Origin of the sequence: Haladaptatus sp. QDMS2 (genome assembly GCF_029338295.1) — an archaeon.
Lineage (GTDB): Archaea > Halobacteriota > Halobacteria > Halobacteriales > Halococcaceae > QDMS2.
In genome coordinates this window covers 415,886-436,677 of record NZ_CP119792.1, presented here as the reverse complement: position 1 = coordinate 436,677, position 20,792 = coordinate 415,886, and the positions used below count along the sequence as shown (strand labels likewise).

18 protein-coding genes are annotated in these 20,792 nt (G+C 59.5%); 6 read left to right on the top strand and 12 right to left on the bottom strand.

Annotated features, from left to right (window positions below; translation table 11 throughout):
- Position 1: 1 nt before the first annotated feature.
- The 3 genes from P1M51_RS17980 to P1M51_RS17970 form a co-directional block, all read right to left on the bottom strand.
- Positions 2-1,036, bottom strand: coding sequence for a M48 family metalloprotease (locus P1M51_RS17980; protein WP_276248741.1), 1,035 nt, complete (start codon positions 1,034-1,036; stop codon positions 2-4).
- A gap of 82 nt (positions 1,037-1,118) precedes the next feature.
- Positions 1,119-2,567 (bottom strand): MATE family efflux transporter, encoded by a 1,449-nt coding sequence (locus P1M51_RS17975; protein ID WP_276248742.1) that lies wholly within the window; start codon positions 2,565-2,567, stop codon positions 1,119-1,121.
- The gene (locus P1M51_RS17970; RefSeq protein ID WP_276248743.1) at positions 2,564-3,148 is read right to left on the bottom strand and encodes a TetR/AcrR family transcriptional regulator; all 585 of its coding nucleotides are present in this window, start codon (positions 3,146-3,148) and stop codon (positions 2,564-2,566) included. Before P1M51_RS17970 ends, P1M51_RS17975 begins: the two co-directional genes overlap by 4 nt.
- 165 nt (positions 3,149-3,313) lie before the next feature.
- On the opposite strand from P1M51_RS17970, the gene P1M51_RS17965 reads away from it, so the two are divergent.
- Complete coding sequence (locus P1M51_RS17965; protein ID WP_276248744.1) at positions 3,314-3,754, top strand: hypothetical protein; 441 nt, start codon at positions 3,314-3,316, stop codon at positions 3,752-3,754.
- Between the two features lie 21 nt (positions 3,755-3,775).
- On the opposite strand, the gene P1M51_RS17960 is transcribed toward P1M51_RS17965, so the two are convergent.
- From P1M51_RS17960 to P1M51_RS17935, 6 genes are all read right to left on the bottom strand, one after another.
- Entirely contained in the window at positions 3,776-5,065 is a 1,290-nt protein-coding gene (locus P1M51_RS17960) for an ArgE/DapE family deacylase (RefSeq protein WP_276248745.1), read from the bottom strand.
- A 78-nt stretch (positions 5,066-5,143) separates the two neighbouring features.
- Positions 5,144-6,136, bottom strand: coding sequence for a branched-chain amino acid ABC transporter permease (locus tag P1M51_RS17955; protein WP_276248746.1), 993 nt, complete (start codon positions 6,134-6,136; stop codon positions 5,144-5,146).
- Positions 6,133-7,008 carry a branched-chain amino acid ABC transporter permease gene (locus P1M51_RS17950; protein ID WP_276248747.1) on the bottom strand — a complete coding sequence of 292 codons (876 nt, stop codon included), beginning with the start codon at positions 7,006-7,008 and terminating at the stop codon, positions 6,133-6,135. The genes P1M51_RS17955 and P1M51_RS17950 overlap by 4 nt, the downstream gene beginning before the upstream one ends.
- Before the next feature lie 45 nt (positions 7,009-7,053).
- The gene (locus P1M51_RS17945) at positions 7,054-7,773 is read right to left on the bottom strand and encodes an ABC transporter ATP-binding protein (protein WP_276248748.1); all 720 of its coding nucleotides are present in this window, start codon (positions 7,771-7,773) and stop codon (positions 7,054-7,056) included.
- A gap of 1 nt (position 7,774) precedes the next feature.
- A complete protein-coding gene (locus P1M51_RS17940; protein ID WP_276248749.1) occupies positions 7,775-8,485 on the bottom strand; it encodes an ABC transporter ATP-binding protein in 711 nt (236 codons plus the stop codon).
- 50 nt (positions 8,486-8,535) lie between these two features.
- Positions 8,536-9,828 (bottom strand): ABC transporter substrate-binding protein, encoded by a 1,293-nt coding sequence (locus P1M51_RS17935; protein ID WP_276248750.1) that lies wholly within the window; start codon positions 9,826-9,828, stop codon positions 8,536-8,538.
- Positions 9,829-10,146: 318 nt separating this feature from the next.
- On the opposite strand from P1M51_RS17935, the gene P1M51_RS17930 reads away from it, so the two are divergent.
- Positions 10,147-10,650, top strand: coding sequence for an Lrp/AsnC family transcriptional regulator (locus P1M51_RS17930; RefSeq protein WP_276248751.1), 504 nt, complete (start codon positions 10,147-10,149; stop codon positions 10,648-10,650).
- A 575-nt stretch (positions 10,651-11,225) separates the two neighbouring features.
- On the opposite strand, the gene P1M51_RS17925 is transcribed toward P1M51_RS17930, so the two are convergent.
- Positions 11,226-12,470 (bottom strand): orc1/cdc6 family replication initiation protein, encoded by a 1,245-nt coding sequence (locus tag P1M51_RS17925; protein ID WP_276248753.1) that lies wholly within the window; start codon positions 12,468-12,470, stop codon positions 11,226-11,228.
- A 1,656-nt stretch (positions 12,471-14,126) separates the two neighbouring features.
- Here P1M51_RS17925 and P1M51_RS17920 point away from each other — a divergent pair.
- Positions 14,127-15,296, top strand: a complete 1,170-nt coding sequence (locus tag P1M51_RS17920) for a mandelate racemase/muconate lactonizing enzyme family protein (RefSeq protein ID WP_276248754.1) — start codon at positions 14,127-14,129, stop codon at positions 15,294-15,296.
- 163 nt (positions 15,297-15,459) lie between these two features.
- Here P1M51_RS17920 and P1M51_RS17915 read toward each other — a convergent pair whose 3' ends face one another.
- Positions 15,460-15,810: a DUF6788 family protein gene (locus tag P1M51_RS17915; RefSeq protein WP_276248755.1), complete on the bottom strand. Its 351-nt coding sequence runs from the start codon at positions 15,808-15,810 to the stop codon at positions 15,460-15,462.
- Between the two features lie 490 nt (positions 15,811-16,300).
- Between P1M51_RS17915 and P1M51_RS17910 the strand changes: the two genes are divergently transcribed.
- Positions 16,301-17,095, top strand: coding sequence for a ParA family protein (locus tag P1M51_RS17910; protein ID WP_276248756.1), 795 nt, complete (start codon positions 16,301-16,303; stop codon positions 17,093-17,095).
- Positions 17,092-17,481, top strand: a complete 390-nt coding sequence (locus P1M51_RS17905) for a hypothetical protein (RefSeq protein ID WP_276248757.1) — start codon at positions 17,092-17,094, stop codon at positions 17,479-17,481. Before P1M51_RS17910 ends, P1M51_RS17905 begins: the two co-directional genes overlap by 4 nt.
- A gap of 48 nt (positions 17,482-17,529) precedes the next feature.
- Here the strand turns inward: P1M51_RS17905 and P1M51_RS17900 are convergent, their stop codons facing one another.
- Positions 17,530-19,164, bottom strand: coding sequence for an alkaline phosphatase family protein (locus P1M51_RS17900; RefSeq protein WP_276248758.1), 1,635 nt, complete (start codon positions 19,162-19,164; stop codon positions 17,530-17,532).
- A gap of 322 nt (positions 19,165-19,486) precedes the next feature.
- Here P1M51_RS17900 and P1M51_RS17895 point away from each other — a divergent pair, with 322 nt between their 5' ends.
- A complete protein-coding gene (locus P1M51_RS17895; RefSeq protein ID WP_276248759.1) occupies positions 19,487-20,692 on the top strand; it encodes an aminotransferase class V-fold PLP-dependent enzyme in 1,206 nt (401 codons plus the stop codon).
- Positions 20,693-20,792: the final 100 nt, after the last annotated feature.

Here is a 20,792-nt window from a genome sequence, read left to right as displayed (position 1 = left end):
GTTATCGAGTTTCTAAGTCTCTCGCGAGCGCCTGCAAGCGCTCGATTCGCGTCGCCGTCGGCGGGTGGGTCTCCGGGAAGATGTCGCGGCTGATGAGCGCCTTGTCGCCGTCGGTGAACATCGGCAGGTCGAGCGGGGCGATGTAGAGGGCTTCGACGCCGCCGTCGATTTCGCGCAGGTCGCGGTCGGGCAGGCCGGCCATCGTCTCGTGTATCTTCCCGAGGGCGCTCGCGAGGGCGAGTGGGTTGCCCGTGATGCGGGCGGCCCCGCGGTCTGCGGCGTACTCTCGGTACTGCGAGAGCAGGCGAAAGAGGAGGAAACTGCCGACCCAGAAGACGGTGGCGATGAGGATGGTCAGCAGGGCGGTGACGACGAACAGGACGATGAACACGAGCAGGGGCCGGGCGTCGTCGCTGTCGCTGTGGTGGAAGTGGCCGATGACGTTCCAGAGGCCGCCGAGCAGAGTGTAGGCAATTGTGGCGACCACGTAAGTGAACGAGGGCAAGAGGTAGGCGAGCGACATGACCGCCACGTCGCGGTTTTTCACGTGGGAAAGTTCGTGGGCCAACACGGCGTCGAGTTCGTCGCCCGAGAGCGTGTCGAGCAGGCCGCGGGTGACCGCGATGGTCGCCGTCTCCGGGGAGCGGCCCGTGGCGAAGGCGTTCGGGACGCGAGTTGGGGCCACCGCGAGGCGTGGCGTCGGGAGGACGGCCTGCGTCGAGAGGCGGTCGAGGCGGGCGTACACCTCCGGGTAGTCGGCGCGTTCGACGCGGCGGGCGCCAATCGAGTGAAGCGCGAGGCGGTCGCCGAACAGGAACTGAAATGCGAGACCACCGACCGTCAACACGAGGACGAGTGGCAAGCTTACGGTGAACCGCCAGGCAATCTGGGTTTCGAGGAGGAGTTCGGCGAGCGGAACGACGATGTACGAAATCGCGAGGCTCATGGCAGTAACGAAGGCGAGGGGCATCAGGGCGAGCAAGACGAGGGCGACGGCCATGCGATATTGGAGGCCGCGGTCGGGTTCCCACTGCATTATCTCGCCCTACTCTCGCTCACCTCTTGAGCGTTTCAGTTGAGAGACATCTTCAGCGATGAAGGGATAGAGAGGTGAGAGGTCAGTCGTCGGAAATGGTCGCGTCCACGTCCGGTGGGCCGGCGTCGGGCGACCCGCGAACGTTCGTCTCGCGCCAGGTCCCTCGTGAGAACCACGCCCACGCGATGAGCGCCCCGGTGACGTTCGAGACGAAAAACGCCACCCAGATACCGCGGACGCCGAAGATGGCGTCGGTCGGAATCAGGGGGAGCGAGAACCGGAACTGCGAGGCGACGTAGGCGACCGGCAGGCGAATCCCTCCGAGCGCGAGAATCGAGATGGTCGCCGCGACGAGCGTCTTGCCAGCGCCACGAAAGCCACCCGTAAACGCACGCATGATGCCAGTGAAGCCAAAGGAGAGTGCGACGTACCGGAGGAACGTACTCCCCTCAGCGAGCACGAGCGGGTCGTCCGTGAACACGGCGACGATGGGCGTCGGGAACAGGAAGATGAGGACACCGACCAGCGAGAGGATGACGAACGTTCCCTTCGCCGCAATGTAGTTCGCCTCCTCTGCACGGTCGTAGCGCCCCGCGCCGATGTTCTGGCCAGTCATGGTTTCGACGCCGCGGGCCACCGCGATAGCGGGCATGAAAATTACCGAGAAAACGCGCACGCCGATACCGAAGGCGGCGACGACGGGCGTCGCGAACATGCCGACGATGAGCAACATCGCGTTGACCGAGAGTGCCCGGCCCGTGCCCTCGATGCTCGCCGGAATCCCGATGCGGACGATTTTCCGGAGGTAGGTGAAGTCCGGTTTCATGTCCGCGAGGTGAATCTGGATGCCCCTCGTTCCCGAGACCATGATTGCGAGGCCGACCACCATGGCGAGGCTCCGGGAGAACACCGTCGCGATGGCTGCGCCCTGAATCCCCAGTTCCGGAAAGAACGCCCACCCATTGATGAGAAAGGGGTCCAGAACCACGTTCACGACGACGGTGCCGAACATGACGACCATTGGTGTGATGGTGTCCCCCGCTCCGCGCATCAGCGAGATGAAGATGAAAAACCCGAACATGAACGGCAGGCCGAGCGAGATGACCTGCATGTAGGCTGTCGCGCCGGGCAGCACCTCCGGTGATGCCCCGAGGAACGCGAGGAACGGGCGAACCAACGGGTAACCAATCGCGCCGAGGATAATCGACGCGATGAACGCGAAACTTACCGTCTGAGAAGCGGCGTACTCCGCTTCCTCCGTCTCGCCGGCCCCCGTGTGCTGGGCGACGAGGACGCTGCCCGCGACGGACAGACCCATGCCAAGCGAGATGAGTAGGAACACCATCGGGAAGCCAAAGGAGATTGCCGCGAGGGCTTCAGTGGAGTACTGACCGAGCCAGAAGGTGTCGGCGAGGTTGTACGCCGTCTGCATCAGATTCGTGATGACGATGGGTAGCGAGAGATAAACCAGTGGTTCGACGATGCCACCCTCGGTCAGTTCGAGTTCGCTCTGTCCCTTGAAAAGCTTCACACAACCGCCTCCGGGGTCCAGTCCAGTCGCTGGGCGAGGTACGCTCGCAGGTCCCGGTCGGTTTCTATCGGCGGTTCGTCGAGCGCGACGTGACGGGCGTGCGCGCCGTTGATGACGGTGAGGACGAATCGAGCGACCGAGGCGGCGTCGACGTCGGCGAAGTAGCCCGCCTCGATGCCGTCCTCGATGGCGTCGGTGAGGATTGCACGCATCCGCTCGTCCATCTCGAGGAGTTTGGCGCGGTAGGCCTCGTGGTGGGGAGCCTGTGCTTTGAGTTCCATCAGGGCGATGGACACGCTGGTCGGCCCTTCCGCAGGTGAGATGAAAATGGCGTCGAGGAACGACGTGAGTCGCTCGCGGGGGTCGCGGGCCTCACAGACCAATCGGTCCTCGAAGCGGGCGAGCAGGTGGTCTAAGAATGCGTTCAGCAACTCCTCTTTCGTGTCGAAGTGATAGTGTATCGCCGCGGTCGTGAGCGCCGAGTGGTCGGCGATTCGCTGCATCGTCAAATCGGCGTATCCGTGGGCGCAAATCGCCTGATGGGTCGCCTCCAGAATCTGTTCTTTGGTCTCTGCAGTCATTCAGTTGGTCGAACTTACTAACCAGTTAGTCAAAAGAGTTCGGGAGGTGGACGTGACCCAATCTCACACTCCAGCTCCCGGCCACCTCCTGTCGCTTCGGTCACATCATATCACGTGAAGTACACGTACGGAAGTGTCTTATCCTCGGGTGACATCTACCAACTAATGAATTTCGACGAGCGCTTCGGGCAGTTACTCACACACGGTGACAGAGACCAGGCCCAGACGCTCGCGAAAGCTATTCTCAGAAACGAACCGGTCGTCGCGGTGAAGGTAACGGACAGTGAAGTCCACGTCGAGACGCCGTCGTTTCGCGGGACGCACGCGGTGTCGGTTGACAACTTCGGGAAGGTCACCATCCACCAGCAGGGCGCGTATCGCTACAAGAGCGAGCGCATCGACCTGTCGTTCAAGACGCTGACGATGAACGAAAAAGCCTACGAGCAAGCACAGGCCCACCTCACCGAGGAAGACGAGGAGTCGACGGCCGAACCTGAAACACAGGTCACGGACGAAGCGGCGAGTGCGGCCGCCGACAAACAGGAGTTGAAAGAAGACGGGTCAGGCGTCGAATCGACCGTCGATTACCTGAAGCAGTTTCTCTAACGCGACGAGGTGCCGAGGCGGTCAGTTCTCTACGCCGCAGTAGTCCATCGCCAGCCCGGCGATGGTCTTCGCGGTTTCGATGAGTGCCGGCACCGTCGTGTGCTCGTCCGCGCCGTGGAGATTCCAGCCCTGCGGCCCAACCGAGACGGCGGGAACGTCGTAGTAGAGCGCGTAGAATCGCTCGTCGAGCGCGGCGTTCCCGCCGACGAACGACCCGGTTCGCCCGGTCACTTCCTCTGCATTGTCGAGCGCGAGCTGTGCAATCGCTTCGTCCGGGGAAATCTCGTGGGGCATCGCCTGCCAGCCGAACCACGTGATTTCCGGTGGGTGCTCGGCGAGGAACTCGTGGTCCGCCGCGGCCTCCGCGATGGTCTCCTCGATTTGCTGGCGCACGTCCTCGCGAGTCTCACCGGGTGGCCACCCGACGCGGCCTTTGAGGATGGCCTTCGACGGGAGCGTCGAGGGCCAGTCGCCCGATTCGATCATGCCGACGTTGATGTTCGTCACGTTTCCTTCGAGCGACGGGTCGGCGCGATAGGCCGGTTCGTAGTCGATGTTCGCCTTGCGGCGACTGTCGAGGTCCTCGAGCGCCTCGTAGATCGGAATCGCGTTGCCGATAGCGTTTACGCCCTCGTGACCCCACGCCGCGTGGACGCTCTTGCCGGGGACGTTTACTTCGAAGTACATCACGCCGGCGCTCGCGATACCGATGTTCGGAACGTTGAACGGTTCGGCGATGGCCGCGGCGTCCGGGACGTAGCCACGTTCTAGCACGGAGAGCGCCCCGCCGACGCCGCCGTCTTCTTCCTCGATAGTGCTCTGGAAGATGAGGTCGCCGCCCAGTTCGACGCCTTCCTCGCGGAGCGCGCGAATCGCGAGCAGAATCGCCGCGAGGCCACCTTTCATGTCGGCGACGCCGCGACCGTAGAGCGTTTCGTCTTCCTGGGTGAGCGCCCACGGGTCGCGCTCCCACTCGCTCTCGGTAACGTCGACGACGTCCATGTGGCCCCCGAGCGTGAGCGTGGGGCCGTCGCCGCCCTCGATTCGGGTGGCGACGTTCTCTCTGCCCTCGTAGCCGACCGCGTCGTACGACGAGGTTTCGAAGTAGCCTTCGTGGCCTTCCAAGTCGGCAGCCGATGGTTCCCAGACGTCAGGTTCGAGGCCCAGCGCTTCGAGTTCCTCGATGACGACCTGCTGGCCGGGGGTTTCGTCGCCGGTCACGGTCGGGGTGGAGACGAGACTCGACACGAGGTCGAGCAGGTGTTCTTCGTTCGATTCGATTCGGTTCCAGACGGCCTGTTTGTCGGTCATTGTACGTCGAAAGTTGGGTTAGGGTGAAACGGAGTTAGTTCGCCGAGGGCGGCGGGCGGTGCTGCAAGCTGCGACTCCCTACCGGTCTACCAACTCCTTGAGCCGCGACTTGAGGTTGAGCGTGCTTTCTGCGATGCCGTCGGGGAAATATAGGGTCACGATGACGAGCATCGCACCCCAGATGATGAGTCGAATTTCCCCGAGACCGCGGAGGACCTCCGCGAGGCCAAACACTGCGAGGCCGCCGAACACCGCACCGCCGAGGGTGCGGGGGCCGCCGATGATGCCCATCGCCATGATTTCGATCATCTGCGTGAGTTCGAGCACTGGCGGCGACATGATGAGAATCGTGTACGCCTGCAACGCCCCGGCGATGCCTGCGATACCGGAACCGATGACGAAGCCCGTGAGCTTGTACCGAGAGACGTTGTTCCCGAGCATCTGGGCCGCGTCCTCGGATTCACGTATCGCCCGTGCGACCAGCCCGAAGCGGTTGACGAGCAAACCGTACTGGAGCAACATGAACGCCGCCACCGTCACGAGCACGAAGTAGTACATCACGAGGCGGTCGCCGCCGAACAACGCCGGGAAGCCCGAGTAGCCGGTCGGCCCGCCGGTCACGTCGCGGAAGATGATGGTTCCACGGTAGATAATCTCCGCGTACGCGAGCGTCACCATTCCCACGTAGGCACCCTGCAGGCGCAACACGGGGTAGGCGATGGGCAGGCAAAACACGACGGCGGCCAGCCCACCCACGAAGATAGTGAGCAACGGCGGAACGCCGAGTTCGCCCGCGAGCAACACGGCGGCGTAGGCGCCGACCCCGTAGAGGGCCGCGTGAGCGAACGTGAAGATGCCGAAGTAGCCCGCGATGAAAATCCAGCTACCGACGAGCAACACGACGATGAACAACTGCATGAATATCTCGAGCGCGTAGCTCGTGAGAATCGCCGGGGCGAGCAACGAAAGGGTCGCCCCCGCGAGGAAGAGTTTTCCGTTGCGGGTTTTCGCGTCCTCGCGAAGCCGACGACCGACGCGACCGAGGGTCACGCGGAGCGAGTCGCCGTTCATGCTTCGAGCCACCCCCCGATGCCGTCAGGAGCGACGACGAGCACGGCGACCATGATGACGAACAGGACGACCATGGCCGTCTCGCTCGCCACCCAGATGGTGGTGATACTGCGGATGACTGCGAGCGCGAGCGCCGCGACGAGGGTCCCTCTGACGCTGCCCAATCCGCCGACCATCACGACGATGAACGCGAGCAGGAACGGGCTCCAGCCCACGGAGGGGTAGATGGTGTAGAGCGGTGCGAGCAACACGCCGGCGAGCCCGGCGAGTGCTGCACTGCCGCCAAACGTGAACGCGTAGACGCGCTCGGGGCGGACGCCCATCAATAGCGCCGTGTCGCTGTCCTGGGAGACGGCCCGGACCGCGAGGCCGAGTTTCGTGTAGAAGATGACGGCGAACAGCGCGCCGAGCGCCGTGACCGAAATCAGGAAGATGAGCAGGCGCTGGGCACTTATCGTGATGCCGCCGACGTTCCAGACGGCGTCGAGCAACTGCGGGAACGTCCGGCGCTGTGAGCCGAGGCCGACGAGCAGCGTGTTCTCGACGAAAATGGCGAGACCGAGCGTGATGACCATCGAGGCGATGTCGAACTCCTCGCGGCCCCTGAGCGGTTCGACGAAGACGGACTCGATGAGCCAGCCGACGACGAACACTACGACGGTCGCGAGGACGATGGCGACTACGAGGTTGCCCGTCCACTGGAGGCCGAAGAAGCCGACGTAGCCGCCAATCATGAACAGCGCGCCGTGTGCGAAGTTGAGAACGCGGGCGACCCCCCAGATGAGGGTGAGACCCACGGCGATGAGCGCGAGTTGGCCGCCGAACAGGAGGCCGTTTACCACCTGCTGGGCGACGAGGCTCCCACTAACCACGGTGTGGCCCTCCGCGTCCGCCTGGGGTATCCGTGCAGTGCTCGCTCATCCGTGGCGTTCTCCGATGTACATATCCATGATTTCGTCTTCGCCGCGCAGTTCTTCGGTCGCGCCCTCGAAGACGCACGTCCCCTGGTCTAACACGTAGACGTACTCCGCGATGTCGAGCACCTTGCGGACGTTCTGCTCGATGATGACCATGTTCCGACCTCGGTCTTTGAGACGTTCGATCTCCTCGAAGACGTTCGCCACGAGGTCGGGGGCGAGTCCCGCGCTTGGTTCGTCTAACAGGAGAATGTCGGGGTCTGCCATCAGCGACCGCCCGAAGGCGACCATCATCTGCTGGCCTCCGCTCATCTGGCCCGCACGCTGGGATTTTCGCTCTTCTAACACCGGGAACATCTCGTAGACGTCCTCGAACCGCTGGGCGAGTACGTCGCTGTCGTCCGTGAGAAAGCCACCCATCCGCAGGTTCTCTTCGACCGTCATGTCGGGGAAGACGTTGCCCCCCTGGGGGAGCAGGACTGCACCCTGTTCGATGACGGTCCGCGGGTGGGCACCGGTTACGTCGGTTCCCTGAATCGAGAGACTCCCGCTCCAGACGTCGACGAGTCCGCAGATGGTCTTGAGGAGCGTCGATTTCCCCGAGCCGTTCGGGCCGATGATGCAGTTTACGCGGTCGGGTTCCACGTCGAGGGTGACGCCGTGGAGCACCTGATTCTCGCCGTAGCCCGCGTCCACGTTGTCGAGAGAGATGAGTGACATTTCACGCACCCCCGAGGTACGCTTCGCGGACGCGCTCGTCCGCCTGGATCTCGTCGAACGTCCCGGACATCACCTTGTGGCCGGCGTTCATCACGATGACGCGTTCGCAAAGTTCTCTGATGACGGTCATGTCGTGTTCGATGACGACGAGTGCCGTCCCTCGGTCGTTGATGCGTTGGATGTCGGCCATGATGTCGTCCATGAGCGCCGGATTGACGCCCGCCGCGGGTTCGTCTAACAGAATCAGGTCGGGTTCGAGCATCAACACGCGTGCGAGTTCGAGCAGTTTCTTCTGCCCACCGCTGAGTGCATCCGCCCGATTCTCGACGACTGCATCGAGGTTGAGTTCCGAGAGCAGTTCGCGAGCGCGTGCTTCCTGTTCAGCCGGACCCACGGGGACGTTCGGGACGAGCATGTTCTCGAAGACCGAAAGCCGGCCAAACGGCTTCGAAATCTGGAACGTGCGACCGATGCCGCGACTCGAAAGGTCGTGGGGTTTGCCTTTGGTCACGTCGTCGCCATCGAAGCGAATCGTGCCGCTCGTCGGCGACAGAAACCCCGTGATGAGGTTGAGCGTCGTGGATTTCCCCGCCCCGTTGGGCCCGATAAGGCCGACGAGTTCCCCATCGTGTATCTCGATGTTGAGGTCGTCTACGGCGGTGATACCGCCGAACGACTTGGTGAGGTTCGCCGTAGAGAGCAGGCTACTCACGGCGGCGACCCCCTCGCTGGTTCGTAGGCAGTTCGTGTGAAGCCATTAGTTCAGTAGAGACTCTCGTCGAACTCGTCTGCGGCGAGTTCTTCCGGCCAGACGAAGTTCAGTTCGCCGTCGACGACCTGGTAGCCGAGTGCGGACTGCGTTTCCGTCGAACCCCACGCAGCCTGGTGGTTGTCCTGGAAGTCGATGTACCCGGTGCCGCCCTTGATGGGGTCGTGGTCGATGACGGTGCTCGCCCACTCGTCGATGCTCGCGTTACGGAACGCCTCGAGGCTGTCGAAGGCTTTCGCGTACTCCGCGATGACCAGCACGTTCTGGAAGGAGAGCGCGGCACTGCCGGTGAACTGCATGTCGTACTGCTCGTCCCATGCAGAGAGCGCGCCGCGTTCTTCGAGCAGTTTGTCGACTCGACCGGCGTTCATCAGGGTAATCGCGCCGTCCGCCGCACTGCCGGCCGTCTCCCGGGCTTCGTCGATGGTGAGCCCGTAGTTGTGGAAGAAGTGCGTCTCCTCGAATCCAGTCTCTGCGAACTGCTTGGCCAGATTGCCCGACCCCGACGACGACGTCTGGACGCCCCAGACGATGTCCGGGTCGTTGTCCTTGATGCGAGAGAGCAGGGACGTGAAGTTCGTCTCATCGAGGCCCACTTCGTCTTCGGAGATGACCTCCCAGCCAATTTCAGCCATCTGTTCTTCCATCAGGTCCATGATGGACAGGCCGTAGGAGGTGTCCTCGCCGATGAGCGCGATGCGTTTTTTCTCGTACGGGAAGTAGCCGACTTCCTGTTCCTGAAGCTGCGAGATGAGCTGTTTCCAGCCGACTGCGTACGCCTCGGACGGCGGTGCCGTCTTGAACGCGTTCCACAGTTCGTTTTCGTTGATCTTCTCGACGATGGCGCTCGACACCGATTCGTCGATAATCTGAGGGACCTCGTGTTGGTTCGTCACCTCGACGGTGGTCAACGCGACGTCGCTGTGGAAGCCCCCGCCGACGATGTCGACGCCTTCTTCCTGGATGAGGCGGTTGACCTCGTTGCGTCCACTTGCCGGTTTCGACTCGGAGTCACCGAACGCGAGTTCGATGTCCTCGCCGTGGACGCCGCCGTCTTCATTGATTAAGTCTGCGGCCAACTTCGCTGCGTTCTGTTTCTGTTCACCGATGTTCGACGCGGGACCGGAGAATGGCCCGTAAAACCCGATTTTGAGCCCGCCGCTGCCACCGTCTCCGCCACCGAGTCCCCGAACACACCCTGCAAGTGACGCTGCCGCGATACCTGCACCCGTTGCCCGAAGGAACGCCCGCCGATTGCGTCCCCGATTATTGTTATCTCGTACCATAGTCGGAAATCAAACACCAGCTATTTAAGTTTTTTGAGAATGTTGGCCCACATTCAAAATCACTTAAACTTTCGAGATATAATCCAAAATAATCGTTTGGCGATGGACAATAGGTAAATAGCCAGAGTGTGAGGTGTTATCAAACATGGTGACTACCGATACCGAGCAGGATTCCTGCTTGGTCAACTGTGCTGTCATTAAATGGACTGCTTTGCAACGTGGCGTCGCCTCGGTGAGGGATGGGCTCTCAGTCCCCGACGGAACGCTAGTAATGGAGGGCGGTCAGCGCGTCGCCGCCGAGCGCGGGGGTCTGTGAGGATGGATGAGCGAGACATCGAGATTCTGAAGGTCCTGTTCGAACTCGGCGACCCGAGTCCGAAACAGATTGCCGCAGAGACGGGCGTTCCGAAATCGACGGTTCACTACCGACTTGGGAAGCTCCGGGAGGCTGGCATCCTGAAAAACGACCTCTACGACGTCGATTTGACGGAGGCGGGTCTCGGTATCACCGTCATCACCGAAGTGATGGCCGAGTACGAGGAGGATTATCAGAAGACCACCGGCGAAAAACTCGCGGCCATCGAGGGCGTCTCCGGCGTCTACTTCACGATGGGCGACACGGACTTCGTCGTTATCGCTCACCTGCCAAACAGCCAGTTCGTCAGTCGGCTGATTAACTCCTACGAAGCCGTCGACGGCGTGAGTCGAACGAGTTCGAAGTTCGTCATCACCACCATCAAAAACGAACCGAATCCCTTCAACAACTACAGCCTCGACACGCTTCAGAGCGTCGACCTCTCCACGTCGGGCGCATTCGACTGACGACCAAAGATTTTATTACACGTCTGTCTGTGGATTAATTTGCCCTGAATTCCGGTCTCCCGTTTTCTATCCCGTTTTTGTCCTGGGTCCAACATCCCAGTACGTGGGTTCAACATCCCAGTACGCAGTACGTTTAGAACGGTGGTTCTCTCATATTTCGAGTTGTCGGCGGCTGTTTACAGAACGGGATGCAATAGCAAGCTGATAGTTTGGATGGTTTTTTCAGTTTGTACAGTTTGTGAAGCTTGGAGAGTATGGCTGGTTTGTTTGTTCGACCATCGTTCGTTGGGCCGAGGATGTCGCACGGGCCGTCGCCCTGAAAACAGCGGAAATGGTGGTGTTCAGCCACGTGATTGCAGAACCGGCTCTCGAGGATGGGGTTGCACCGTTCACCCCGTCGCCAGCAGAAGATAGCGAATTTGGTTTGGACGTTTTGGATAGGTTTGAATCTGAGTGACAGGGTCGCTCAGATTGTAGCCCCGAGGGTTACTGTCTGCTCTCCTGGCGGGAAAACAGCGGAAATAGTGGTGTCGATTCGCACGTGGGAACGGCTATCGACGGTGTCTCAGAACGTGTTACTTCCGAACGGCTTCGTCGAGCGTTGGCTGATGGTACCGCTTGATACTCTCGTGGGTACCAACGAATTCGATGGTATCGGTGAGCGCAGAGAGCACCACCTGCAGGTCCTGTTTCAGCGAGTGTTCACGATACTTCCCGCCCGACATCCCCTCGTTCTTCTCGATCGAGGTGACGATTCCGAGCATCGAGAGGTCGGCGAGGTGGTCGCGCATCCGACGGCTGGTGAGCGGTTCCGTCGAAATTTGGTCACAAAGCTGTTCGTAGCGCGGGCGTATCTGACGCGACCGAACTGGGGTTTCGTCCTCTGCGTCGAGCGAAGCAAGCGCATAGAGAATGAGTCGTGCGTGCTGGGTGAGTTCCGAGACGCCGTCGACGATACGGTCGCGTTCTAATTTCTCGCGGGCGTCTTTGACGTGTTGGACGGTGATTTTCTCCGCTCCATCTTTTCGAGCGAGGTCCCCGGCTTCGAGCAAGAGGTCGAGGGCCTGGCGAGCGTCACCCGCGTCCTGTGCACCGTAGGCCGCACAGAGTGGAATGACGTCGTCTGAGAGAACGTCCGGGTGGAAGGCGACTTTTTCGCGCTGACGGAGCACTGACTGGAGTTCGTTCGCGTCGTACGGCGGGAAAGAGACTTCCTTCTCACAGAGCGACGACCGGACCTTCGCAGAGAGCGAATCACGGAACGACAGGTCGTTGCTGATACCGATGATGCCGATGCGCGAGTTCGTGAGGTACCCGTTACTTCGCGCGCGCGGAATCTGGTATAAGATTGAGTTGTCTCTGATGTGGTCTACCTCGTCTAAGACGAGCAAGATGGTTCCACCGAGGCTGTCGAGTTCGTCCCAGAGGTACGAGTACACCTGCGCCTGCGGATAGCCAGTGTTGCTGATGTGGTTCGCCGGGTCGCGAAGCGTGTTCACGAGTCGGACGGCGACCTGGTAACTCGAATTGAGCCCGTCGCAATTGACCTCGATGACGTTGAGCGTGACGTCCTCGTATCGCTCGACGTCGTTTCTGAGCTGTGAGAGGAGAAATCGGGTTGCCGCAGTCTTTCCGACCCCACTTTTCCCGTACAGGAAGATGTTCGACGGTGCTTCGCCGTTGATGACCGGTTGCAGCGCAGCGTGGAATTCCTCGAGTTCTTCGTCACGACCGACCAGCTCTTCGGGTGTGTACTCCTCAAGCAGCGCGTCACGGTTTTTGTAGAGGGAATCGTCCCGCTCGAAGCTGAAGGATGTCACGTTGCCATACTGTTCGATAACAGCGTACATAAAACTATGGCGTCCGTTGTTTCCGCTGTCGGATTCGTTTATATATGGAGGAGGACCAGCGTTTCCGAAGTCATTGTTTATTTATAAACTCACTCCCCACCGTTTCCGCTGTTTGATTTCCACAGGACGCGAATGTGTACTCAGACCAGCCGGATGGTTCGAGTCGGACGGTTCGAGGCGGATTTTTCGAGCGTAACTCTGTGAAGCAACACCACAATTTCCGTTGTTTCATCGAGTCAGCGTCCTGTATTTTCACGCGAATTGATTGAATCAACCGCTCGGTCGACGAAGGCTGTTCGAGGAGTGGAGCGCAAAAATTGATGGTTCGACAATCCCGTCTTACCAAACATTCGAACGTCAATATTCTCATCTGTTTGGTAAGACGCTCGGTCGACAACTGGAAGCTGAAAGACCTCCAGGACAGTTGCTCGGTGTGTGAACATCGAAATACAGGACAATCACGAGTGAGAGAGGGTTCAGGATACGGTATGAGGGAGCGTGCAGGATAGCGAATGGGAGATGTGTGAGTGTGGAATCGAGGATAAGCGAGGTTCAATTGGAATTGGTGAAGTTTGGTTGAGGTTGGAGAGGTTGGGGTGAAGTTGGATGGATTTGACCGGTATTGCCATGGTAATCCAACGCTCGAAAACAACGGAAATGGTGGTGTCGGATTGTTCGGAGCGGAGTACGATGGGCTGTCGTGGTCGAGAACGGTGGCTAGGTAACCTGGAATATGGAGTCGAACCAGAGAAACAACTGAAGTAGCGTGAAAAATGAAACAAGGAAGGAATTAGCACCGGACAAAGCGAGTTAGACGGGAGGAGGGAACGTGTACACCGCCGTTTCCGCTGTTTCGTTTGATTGGTTTTTTATAAGGTGTTGTGGGAGTGGTGTTTCCGATGTTTGTTTTAATATAAAGACCCTCCCACCCCACTATTTCCGCTGTTATCTTGGAGAAGGGAGAGGGGGTTGTGAGCGGGGACCTTTCTAAGAGCGATAGTTTTATAACACAAAACATCCAACCACAACTGTGGTAGGGAACTAACAACTTATTTAATTAATAAATTAGTTGTGTGTTTAGTAAGTTAAGCTAGACACTAGCTAGGGTTCGTCTAGTTGGCTAGTGATGTTCGATCAGCTGTTGGGGATTTCTTTTCCGTGCCGTCTCGTTTCACCTCTCGATCTTCCGTCTTCAGTCCCCTTCCTCTTCCCACCCACTCTCTCACAAAAAGACAGCGGAAATAGTGGGGTGGGAGGGTCTCCCACCACCACAATCCCGAGTCCGTTCCTCAGTCTCGACAGAAACAGCGGAAATGGTGGTGTGAGTGGGTCAAATTTGCATCATTCCTGCCCCCGATTTCTACATCATCTTTCAGTATAGTCTCTTGATTTGTTCGGTAAACTCCACACCACTGTTTCCGTTGTCTTTCGTGCGTCAGACACCGGTGTTTCCGTTGTTTCGTATTCTGGTTTTCCATCCCATCACTCTCTGTTCTCGTACGCTGTCACCGTACAACTCCTGTCGCCCGGAACTCCGTCTGTTTGCGGGGACCTTCACTACCAGCAAGGAGGGTGGAATGTGCATACAATAATGGGCCACGACCTCATCCATGTTAATTGTGTACAATGAGCACGATCCAGTCCGTAGAAACGAGACATTGCAACGCCGGCTGGCGCAACTATCACTTCGTTCGGGTAACCACCACAGAGGGGGTGGTGGGGTGGAGTGAATACGACGAGAATCTGGGTGCCACGGGTATCACCACGATAATCGAGGACATGGCCGACGTGGTCGTCGGCAAATCGGTGATGGCAATCGAGCGCATCCGAGCGAAGCTCATCCCTCGAGTGCGACAATCCTATACCGGCGTCGGGGCGATGGCGCTTGGCGCGATTGAGAACGCGCTCTTAGACGCGAAGGCGAAAGAACTCGGTGTCCCCTGTGTAGACCTGCTGGGTGGGGCGGTTCGCGACGAAATTCCGGTTTATTGGTCGCACTGTGGAACGTACCGCATCAACTATCCAGAGTATTATGACCCGGTAGAGAGCCTTGAGGACGTGCGAGCACTCGGTGAGGAGGTGCGCGACAGTCAGTTCACGGCACTGAAGACGAACATCTTCGACTTCCGTGGCGACGAACCCCAGGGGTGGCGACCCGGATTCGGTGGGCCGTTCCATCCGTCGCTGACCATCGAGGCCGACCAATTGGCAGCCCAGAGAGATTACCTCGAAGCGCTCCACGAGGGTGCCGGTCCCGACGTGGACATCCTTCTCGACCTCAACTACAACATGAAACCAGAGGGCTACATCCGGCTGCTCCGGGAACTCGCCGACTTCGACTTGTTCTGGGTCGAAATCGATATGCCGGATGCGAAGGCGCTCGCTGACGTCCGGCGGGCGAGTCCACATCCCATCAGTTCCTGTGAGGCACTGGTCCCTCACGAGTCGTTCGTGTCGTTCTTCCGGGAGCAGTCGATGGACGTGGTCATCATCGACGCACTTTGGAACGGGATTCAGCAATCCACGAAAATTGCATCGATGGCCGACGCTCACCAGTATCACGTCGCACCCCACAACTACTACGGCCATCTCGCGACGTTCATGAACGCGCACCTCGCGGCCGCCATCCCCAATCTTAGAATCATGGAAACCGATATCGACCGCCTCGCCTGGGACGTTGACCTGTTCACCACCGCACCGACGTATCGCGACGGGAAGCTACAGCTTTCGACCGAACCAGGGTGGGGCTGTGAACCAGACGAGTCCGCGCTGGAGGAACACCCACCAGGTACCTGAACCTTTACCACTACTGAACCTCTATCCCTGCCCGAACCTCAACTTATCGCGACCAATCCAAAAACTGTTCTTCCACACCCGCTCCACACTTCATATCTCGACATATGGTTTATCAAACGACCAGGCGCTGTCTTGCACACAGCCAACACCACTGTTTCCGCTGTTATTCCGAAGAAACTGCCCCTCTGTAGTCCCAATGGAGCGAATCTCCGCGTCTCGTGACGACGTACTTGTACGGACCGTGAAGGTGACCGCGCGTACAGCGACATCCAGACTTTCCGCAGGTGACCTTCTTGATGACGACCGTCCCGCTTTGCTCCTGAGAAACCTCGACTAACTCATCGTCCGCAGCGTCCAACTGTGTCGTCTCGGTGACGGGCTTCGCTGCAAGCCACCCGATTCGGGCCTCACAGTACTCGACAATCTTTTCGAGAGAGTTGCGATCCTGGCGGTCGAGTCCCTCGCGGATGTAGGTCGGAATCTCCTCAGGTGCGTCTGGTGGTTCGTTCGCCATCTTACCTAACATTTCGAATCGACAGCCCATCATTGTTTGGTAAGATACGATATGCCCACTGGAACCATCCCTACCGTATTCGGCTCGACCACTGAGAAAATCTGGACCGTACAACGCGTCTGAGAAGGAAAAAATCGCTCGCACAGTCGAGGCGTATCAAACGCCCAATCTCGCTTTGTTCGCTTGGCTGGTTGGGTTGGCTTGGGCGGCTGAACTTTGCAGGATGTGCAACTTCGATGTACTGTCTCGTCCTTTTCGAATAGTTTGCTCAGTTTGTATTGTTTGTCCCGCTTGGATAGTTTGTATGTCTGTGATAGCTTAGGCACTCTCATATCTGGAACCAGACTTTCGGCACTCGGTCCTCGAATCATTTCGCCGTACTCCCCACTCTTAGACGCTCAAAATGGGTTTTTCGCCATGTTTGTGAGTTTGGGGCAGCACCTTCCGTCTGACATACCTTTATATCATTTGGATATACAAACCAGTTTGTATGAGCAACCCGGCCAAACTCTGCGTCTCAAATCAAAAAGGCGGTGTGGGCAAGACGACCGTGGCTATCAACGTCGCGGGCGCGCTGAACCACCGCGGCCACGACGTCCTGTTCGTGGACTTAGACCCACAGGGGAACGCGACCGAGAATCTCGGCCTGATGGAGGCTTACGAGGACGAACCACCGACGCTCTTCGACTGCCTCACTAACCCAGAACAGCGCGAGGTCATCAACGACATCATCCGCGAGCACCCGGAGATGGACGTCATCCCGTCGAACATCGACATGACGGCCGCAGAGCCGGAGCTCACCCTGTCGCGACGAAGTGGCGAGCAGTTAGACCTCCTGCTCGAGGCCGTAGAGGAGGACTACGACTACATCATCGTCGACTGCCCGCCGAACCTCGGCAACCTGATGGACAACGCCCTCTACGCCACGCAGAACGTCCTCATCCCGGCGCTCGCAGAGTCCACGAGCAAGCGGGCGTTCGAACTCCTGTTCGACCACGTCGAAGCGCTCGAACTCGACTACGAAATCGACATCGTCGAACGCGGCGTCGTCATCAACCGCATCGACGTGCGCAAGAACCAGGCAAACGAGATGGTCGAGTGGATCAACGCCGCGTTCCCGGACATCCCGGTTTACGAGGTCCGCGAGCGGGCAGACGTCCAGAAGGCGCTCGAATCCGGTGTCTCGCTCATCGAGTACAACCCTGAGAGCGACATGTTCGACGCATTCCTCGCCGTCGCAGAGGGTCTCGACGAAGAGTATGGCTTCGTGGAGGTCAAAGCATGAGCGATGACAGCCGGGCGAACCGACTCAGGACGCGGCGCAGAGCGGCCAAAGAGCGAGTTCAGACGGTCGAACCGGACGAAGAGGGCGAAACGGACGACGCCGCAAATCAGTCCGAACCGGCCGAACCGTCAAAACCGGACGAGACGGCTGTCCCCGAACAGAGTTCGGTGAAGGAAGAACAGGTTGGGACCTACATGTACCTTCCAGAGAGTCAGAAGAAGGAACTCGAACGGGTGTACACAGTAGCGAAGGCGCAGTACGAATACGAGTTCGATGCGGACTTCGAGAAGAACCGCCATTTCTTCCCGCTGCTTATCCAGTATGGCATCGAGACGCTCGATGGGGCGTCTGCGGCAGATATCAAGGCGCTGCTCGAAGACCTCTAAATCGGCTCGAAGAATTCTACCGCCTGTTCGAAAAACGTTGAGATCGGCTCACTGCATGTAGCCGAGGTCAGCCAACCGCTCTTCTACGTCGGCTTCCTCCTGGTCGCTCACCGCGGCTTCGGCCTGTTCGTCGTACTCCGGATACGTCTCCGAACCGACGTCGGGGACGACGGGAATTACGGTGCCGTCCATTCGGTCGCTGTAGGGGACGCCCAGCGCGGACATGATGGTCGGAGCCACGTCGAAGAGGTGGGCCCGGGCGGGCATGGCGTCGACGTCGATTCCCGCACCTTTCGCGGCGACGATACCGTCCATCTTGTGATTCCACGGTTCGGTCGGCGGAGCGAAGTAGTCTCCGAGCAACTGGGCGGACAGGAAATGACCCATGTCGTTCGGAATCGTCACGATGTCGGGGGCGTTGTCCGCGTTCTTCCCGTGGAAGTACTTCTCTCGGGGCGCGACTTCGCCGAAGACAGGTTCGTCGTCTGGGGTTCTGACCGCACTGAGTTTCTCGATTAACTCTTCGCGCACCTCGTCGTAGTTTTCCTGTGGGACGACGCCGGCTGGGTCCCTGCCTTCCAGGTTGATGCGGACGCCAAGCTCGGTGCGAGCGCGCATGTATGCAGTCGATTTCGGGAAGTCGACCTGTTCGTTCGCGGTCCGGGCGACGTTCTTCGGGGCGTACTGTTTTGCGATTTCCGCGAGGCCGACCTTTTCAAGGCCGGCACGAATCTTCGAGGCGGTGAGGCCGAATCTCGCGACGGTCGCCGCGGCGCGTTCAAGGGTGTTTGGCTCCCACGTCCGGGTGTCTTTGCCAGAGCGCAGTTCCTCCTGAATCGGATTCCACGACGGCATCCCCTTGCCGCCCTTCCGCGATTTCACGTAGCCCTCGTCGCGCAGGAACTCGTTTACGCGGAACTCGTACTTGTCGTAGGGACCCATCCCGTGGTCGCTCGCGATGAACACAGTGTTCGGTTCACACGCCTCGAGAACCTTGCCAATCTGGCGGTCGGTCTCCTCGTAGACGGTTCGGACCTTGTCCCAGTCGCCTTCGAATTCGTGGAAGACGGTGTCCGGTTTCTGGAACTGGACGAAGCCAAAGTCGGGTTCGTGCTTGTCTGCGAGGTAGCGAAACGCCTCGCCGCGCATCCGGACGAGTGAAGTGTACTCTTCCATCTTCTGCGCGTCGCTAAAGGTAGAATCGTCGCGCGCGTAGGATGGATAGACTTTGTACTCGCCGATGGCGTCTCGTACCTCGTCGAGCAGTCCCTCTGGGTGACACTTCGGGTTCTCCGGCCCGATGAATCCAGGAATGAGCGCCCCGTCGAATTCCTCTGGCGGGTGGGTCACCGGAACGTTGACCACGACGCTGCTCTTTTCGTGCTGGTCGAGGAGCGACCAGAGTGACAGCTCTTCTACATCTGTTCCGCTGACCACGCGGAAGTCGTAACCGTCGTAGGTGACGAAGCCACAGACGCCGTGCTTTCCGGGGTTGACGCCGGTGTACATCGACGGCCAGGCGCTCGGAGTCCAGGGTGGAATCTGTGATTCGAGCGGTGCTGCGGCCCCTTCCTCACAGATAGATTGTATGTTCGGAATGACGTCATCCTCGTACAACCGCTCGAATACGGGGAGACATCCAGCATCGATACCGATCAACAGGACATCTACGTTGCCCGTCATCAGTTCCCACCGAGAATATGTCTCAAAACAGACGTTTTTCCGCCGCCCCTCTGGCGGAAAGCCCTTCCCAGTTTTTCGACGCGTTCCATATCCATTGGAGTTCAGTACTGATTCTACTTATTTTACTATGGTATGCATAAGTCCAGTGGCCGTCGCCGCAATATGCTGGTTTGGCGAATGAGGCGGCACCGGTTGCCGGTTCGGACTGATACATTTGTGAACTGTCCCGTGGGCTCGTAGACACCACCACTCATTGATGGTCGGGATCGCCCACGACCCCCGAACTTATCGGGACCGCCCGTGACCGTAAGATGTGAACTCCATGTCAGGAACTTCTATCTACGACGACCTCGGCGTCCCCCGTGTCGTAAACGCCACTGGCACGAAAACGCGCATCGGCGGCAGCCGAATTCGCCCGGAGGCAGTTGAGGCGATGGCCCGTGCCGCCGAAGACTTCGTTCGCATCTCGGATTTGCAAGCCCGAGCGAGTACGCTCATCCAGGAGTGTACGAATGCGGAGGCGGGATACGTCGCGAGCGGCGCGTCTGCGGCGATGTTGCTCGGCGCGGCGGCCTGTATCGCAGGCGACGACCTCGGCGTCATGGCCCAGCTCCCGGACACGACGGGTGTTGCCGACGAAATCGTGATGCCGCGCACCCATCGAACCGGCTACGACCACGCGCTCCGGGCTGCTGGGGCGACCATCGTGGACGTCGGGACGAACGACCACTACCTGGGGACGGGGGCTGCGAATACCGAACCGTGGGAAATCGAAGCCGCCATCGGTGAGGACACTGCTGCGGTCGCCTACGTCCAGAAGGAGTACACCACGCCAGACCTCGAAACGGTGGTCGAAATCGCTCACGACCACGATGTGCCGGTCATCGTGGACGCAGCGGCCGAACTCCCGCCAAAGCGCAACCTCTCGCGGTTCGTCGACCTCGGGGCGGACCTGGTCGTCTTCAGTGGGGGGAAGGCGATTCGCGGCCCGCAGTCGACAGGCATCCTCGCTGGTCGGGCAGCCCTCATCGAATCGGCTGCCCTCCAACACCTGGACATGCATGCCGCAGCCGAAGTCTGGGAACCGCCAACTGACTTGATAAACCGTATGAAACTATACGGAGTCCCACGCCAGGGAATCGGGCGCTCGCTCAAAGTTGGGAAGGAGGAACTCGTCGGACTCATTCGGGCGCTAGAGCTGTTCATGGAGGAGGACACGGCCGAACTCCAACGGGAGTGGAACGCCCGCATCGACATCTTCACCGAGACCCTCGACACCCTCGACGGTGTTACCTACGAGGTGACTGGCGGGCAGAAAGTGGCCGTCGCCCCCGAAATTCTCGTTACTGTCGATGCCTCGAGTGCGGAAACGGACGCCACAGACCTTGTAAGCGCGCTCCGTCGTGAAACGCCGCGAATTTTCGTCGGCGCTGACTCCCTTGCCGACGCCGCGTTCACCATCAATCCGATGTGTCTCACGGACGAGGAGGCCGAATACGTCGCAGACCGCCTCTCTCACCACCTCTGAGAGTCAATCTGGCGACGCACACCGACGCATTCGATTCCGGTCGCGCGAGGACTGCCCTCTCGGGGTGGTGACCATCCGGTTTGACACCCCGAAGGTTCTC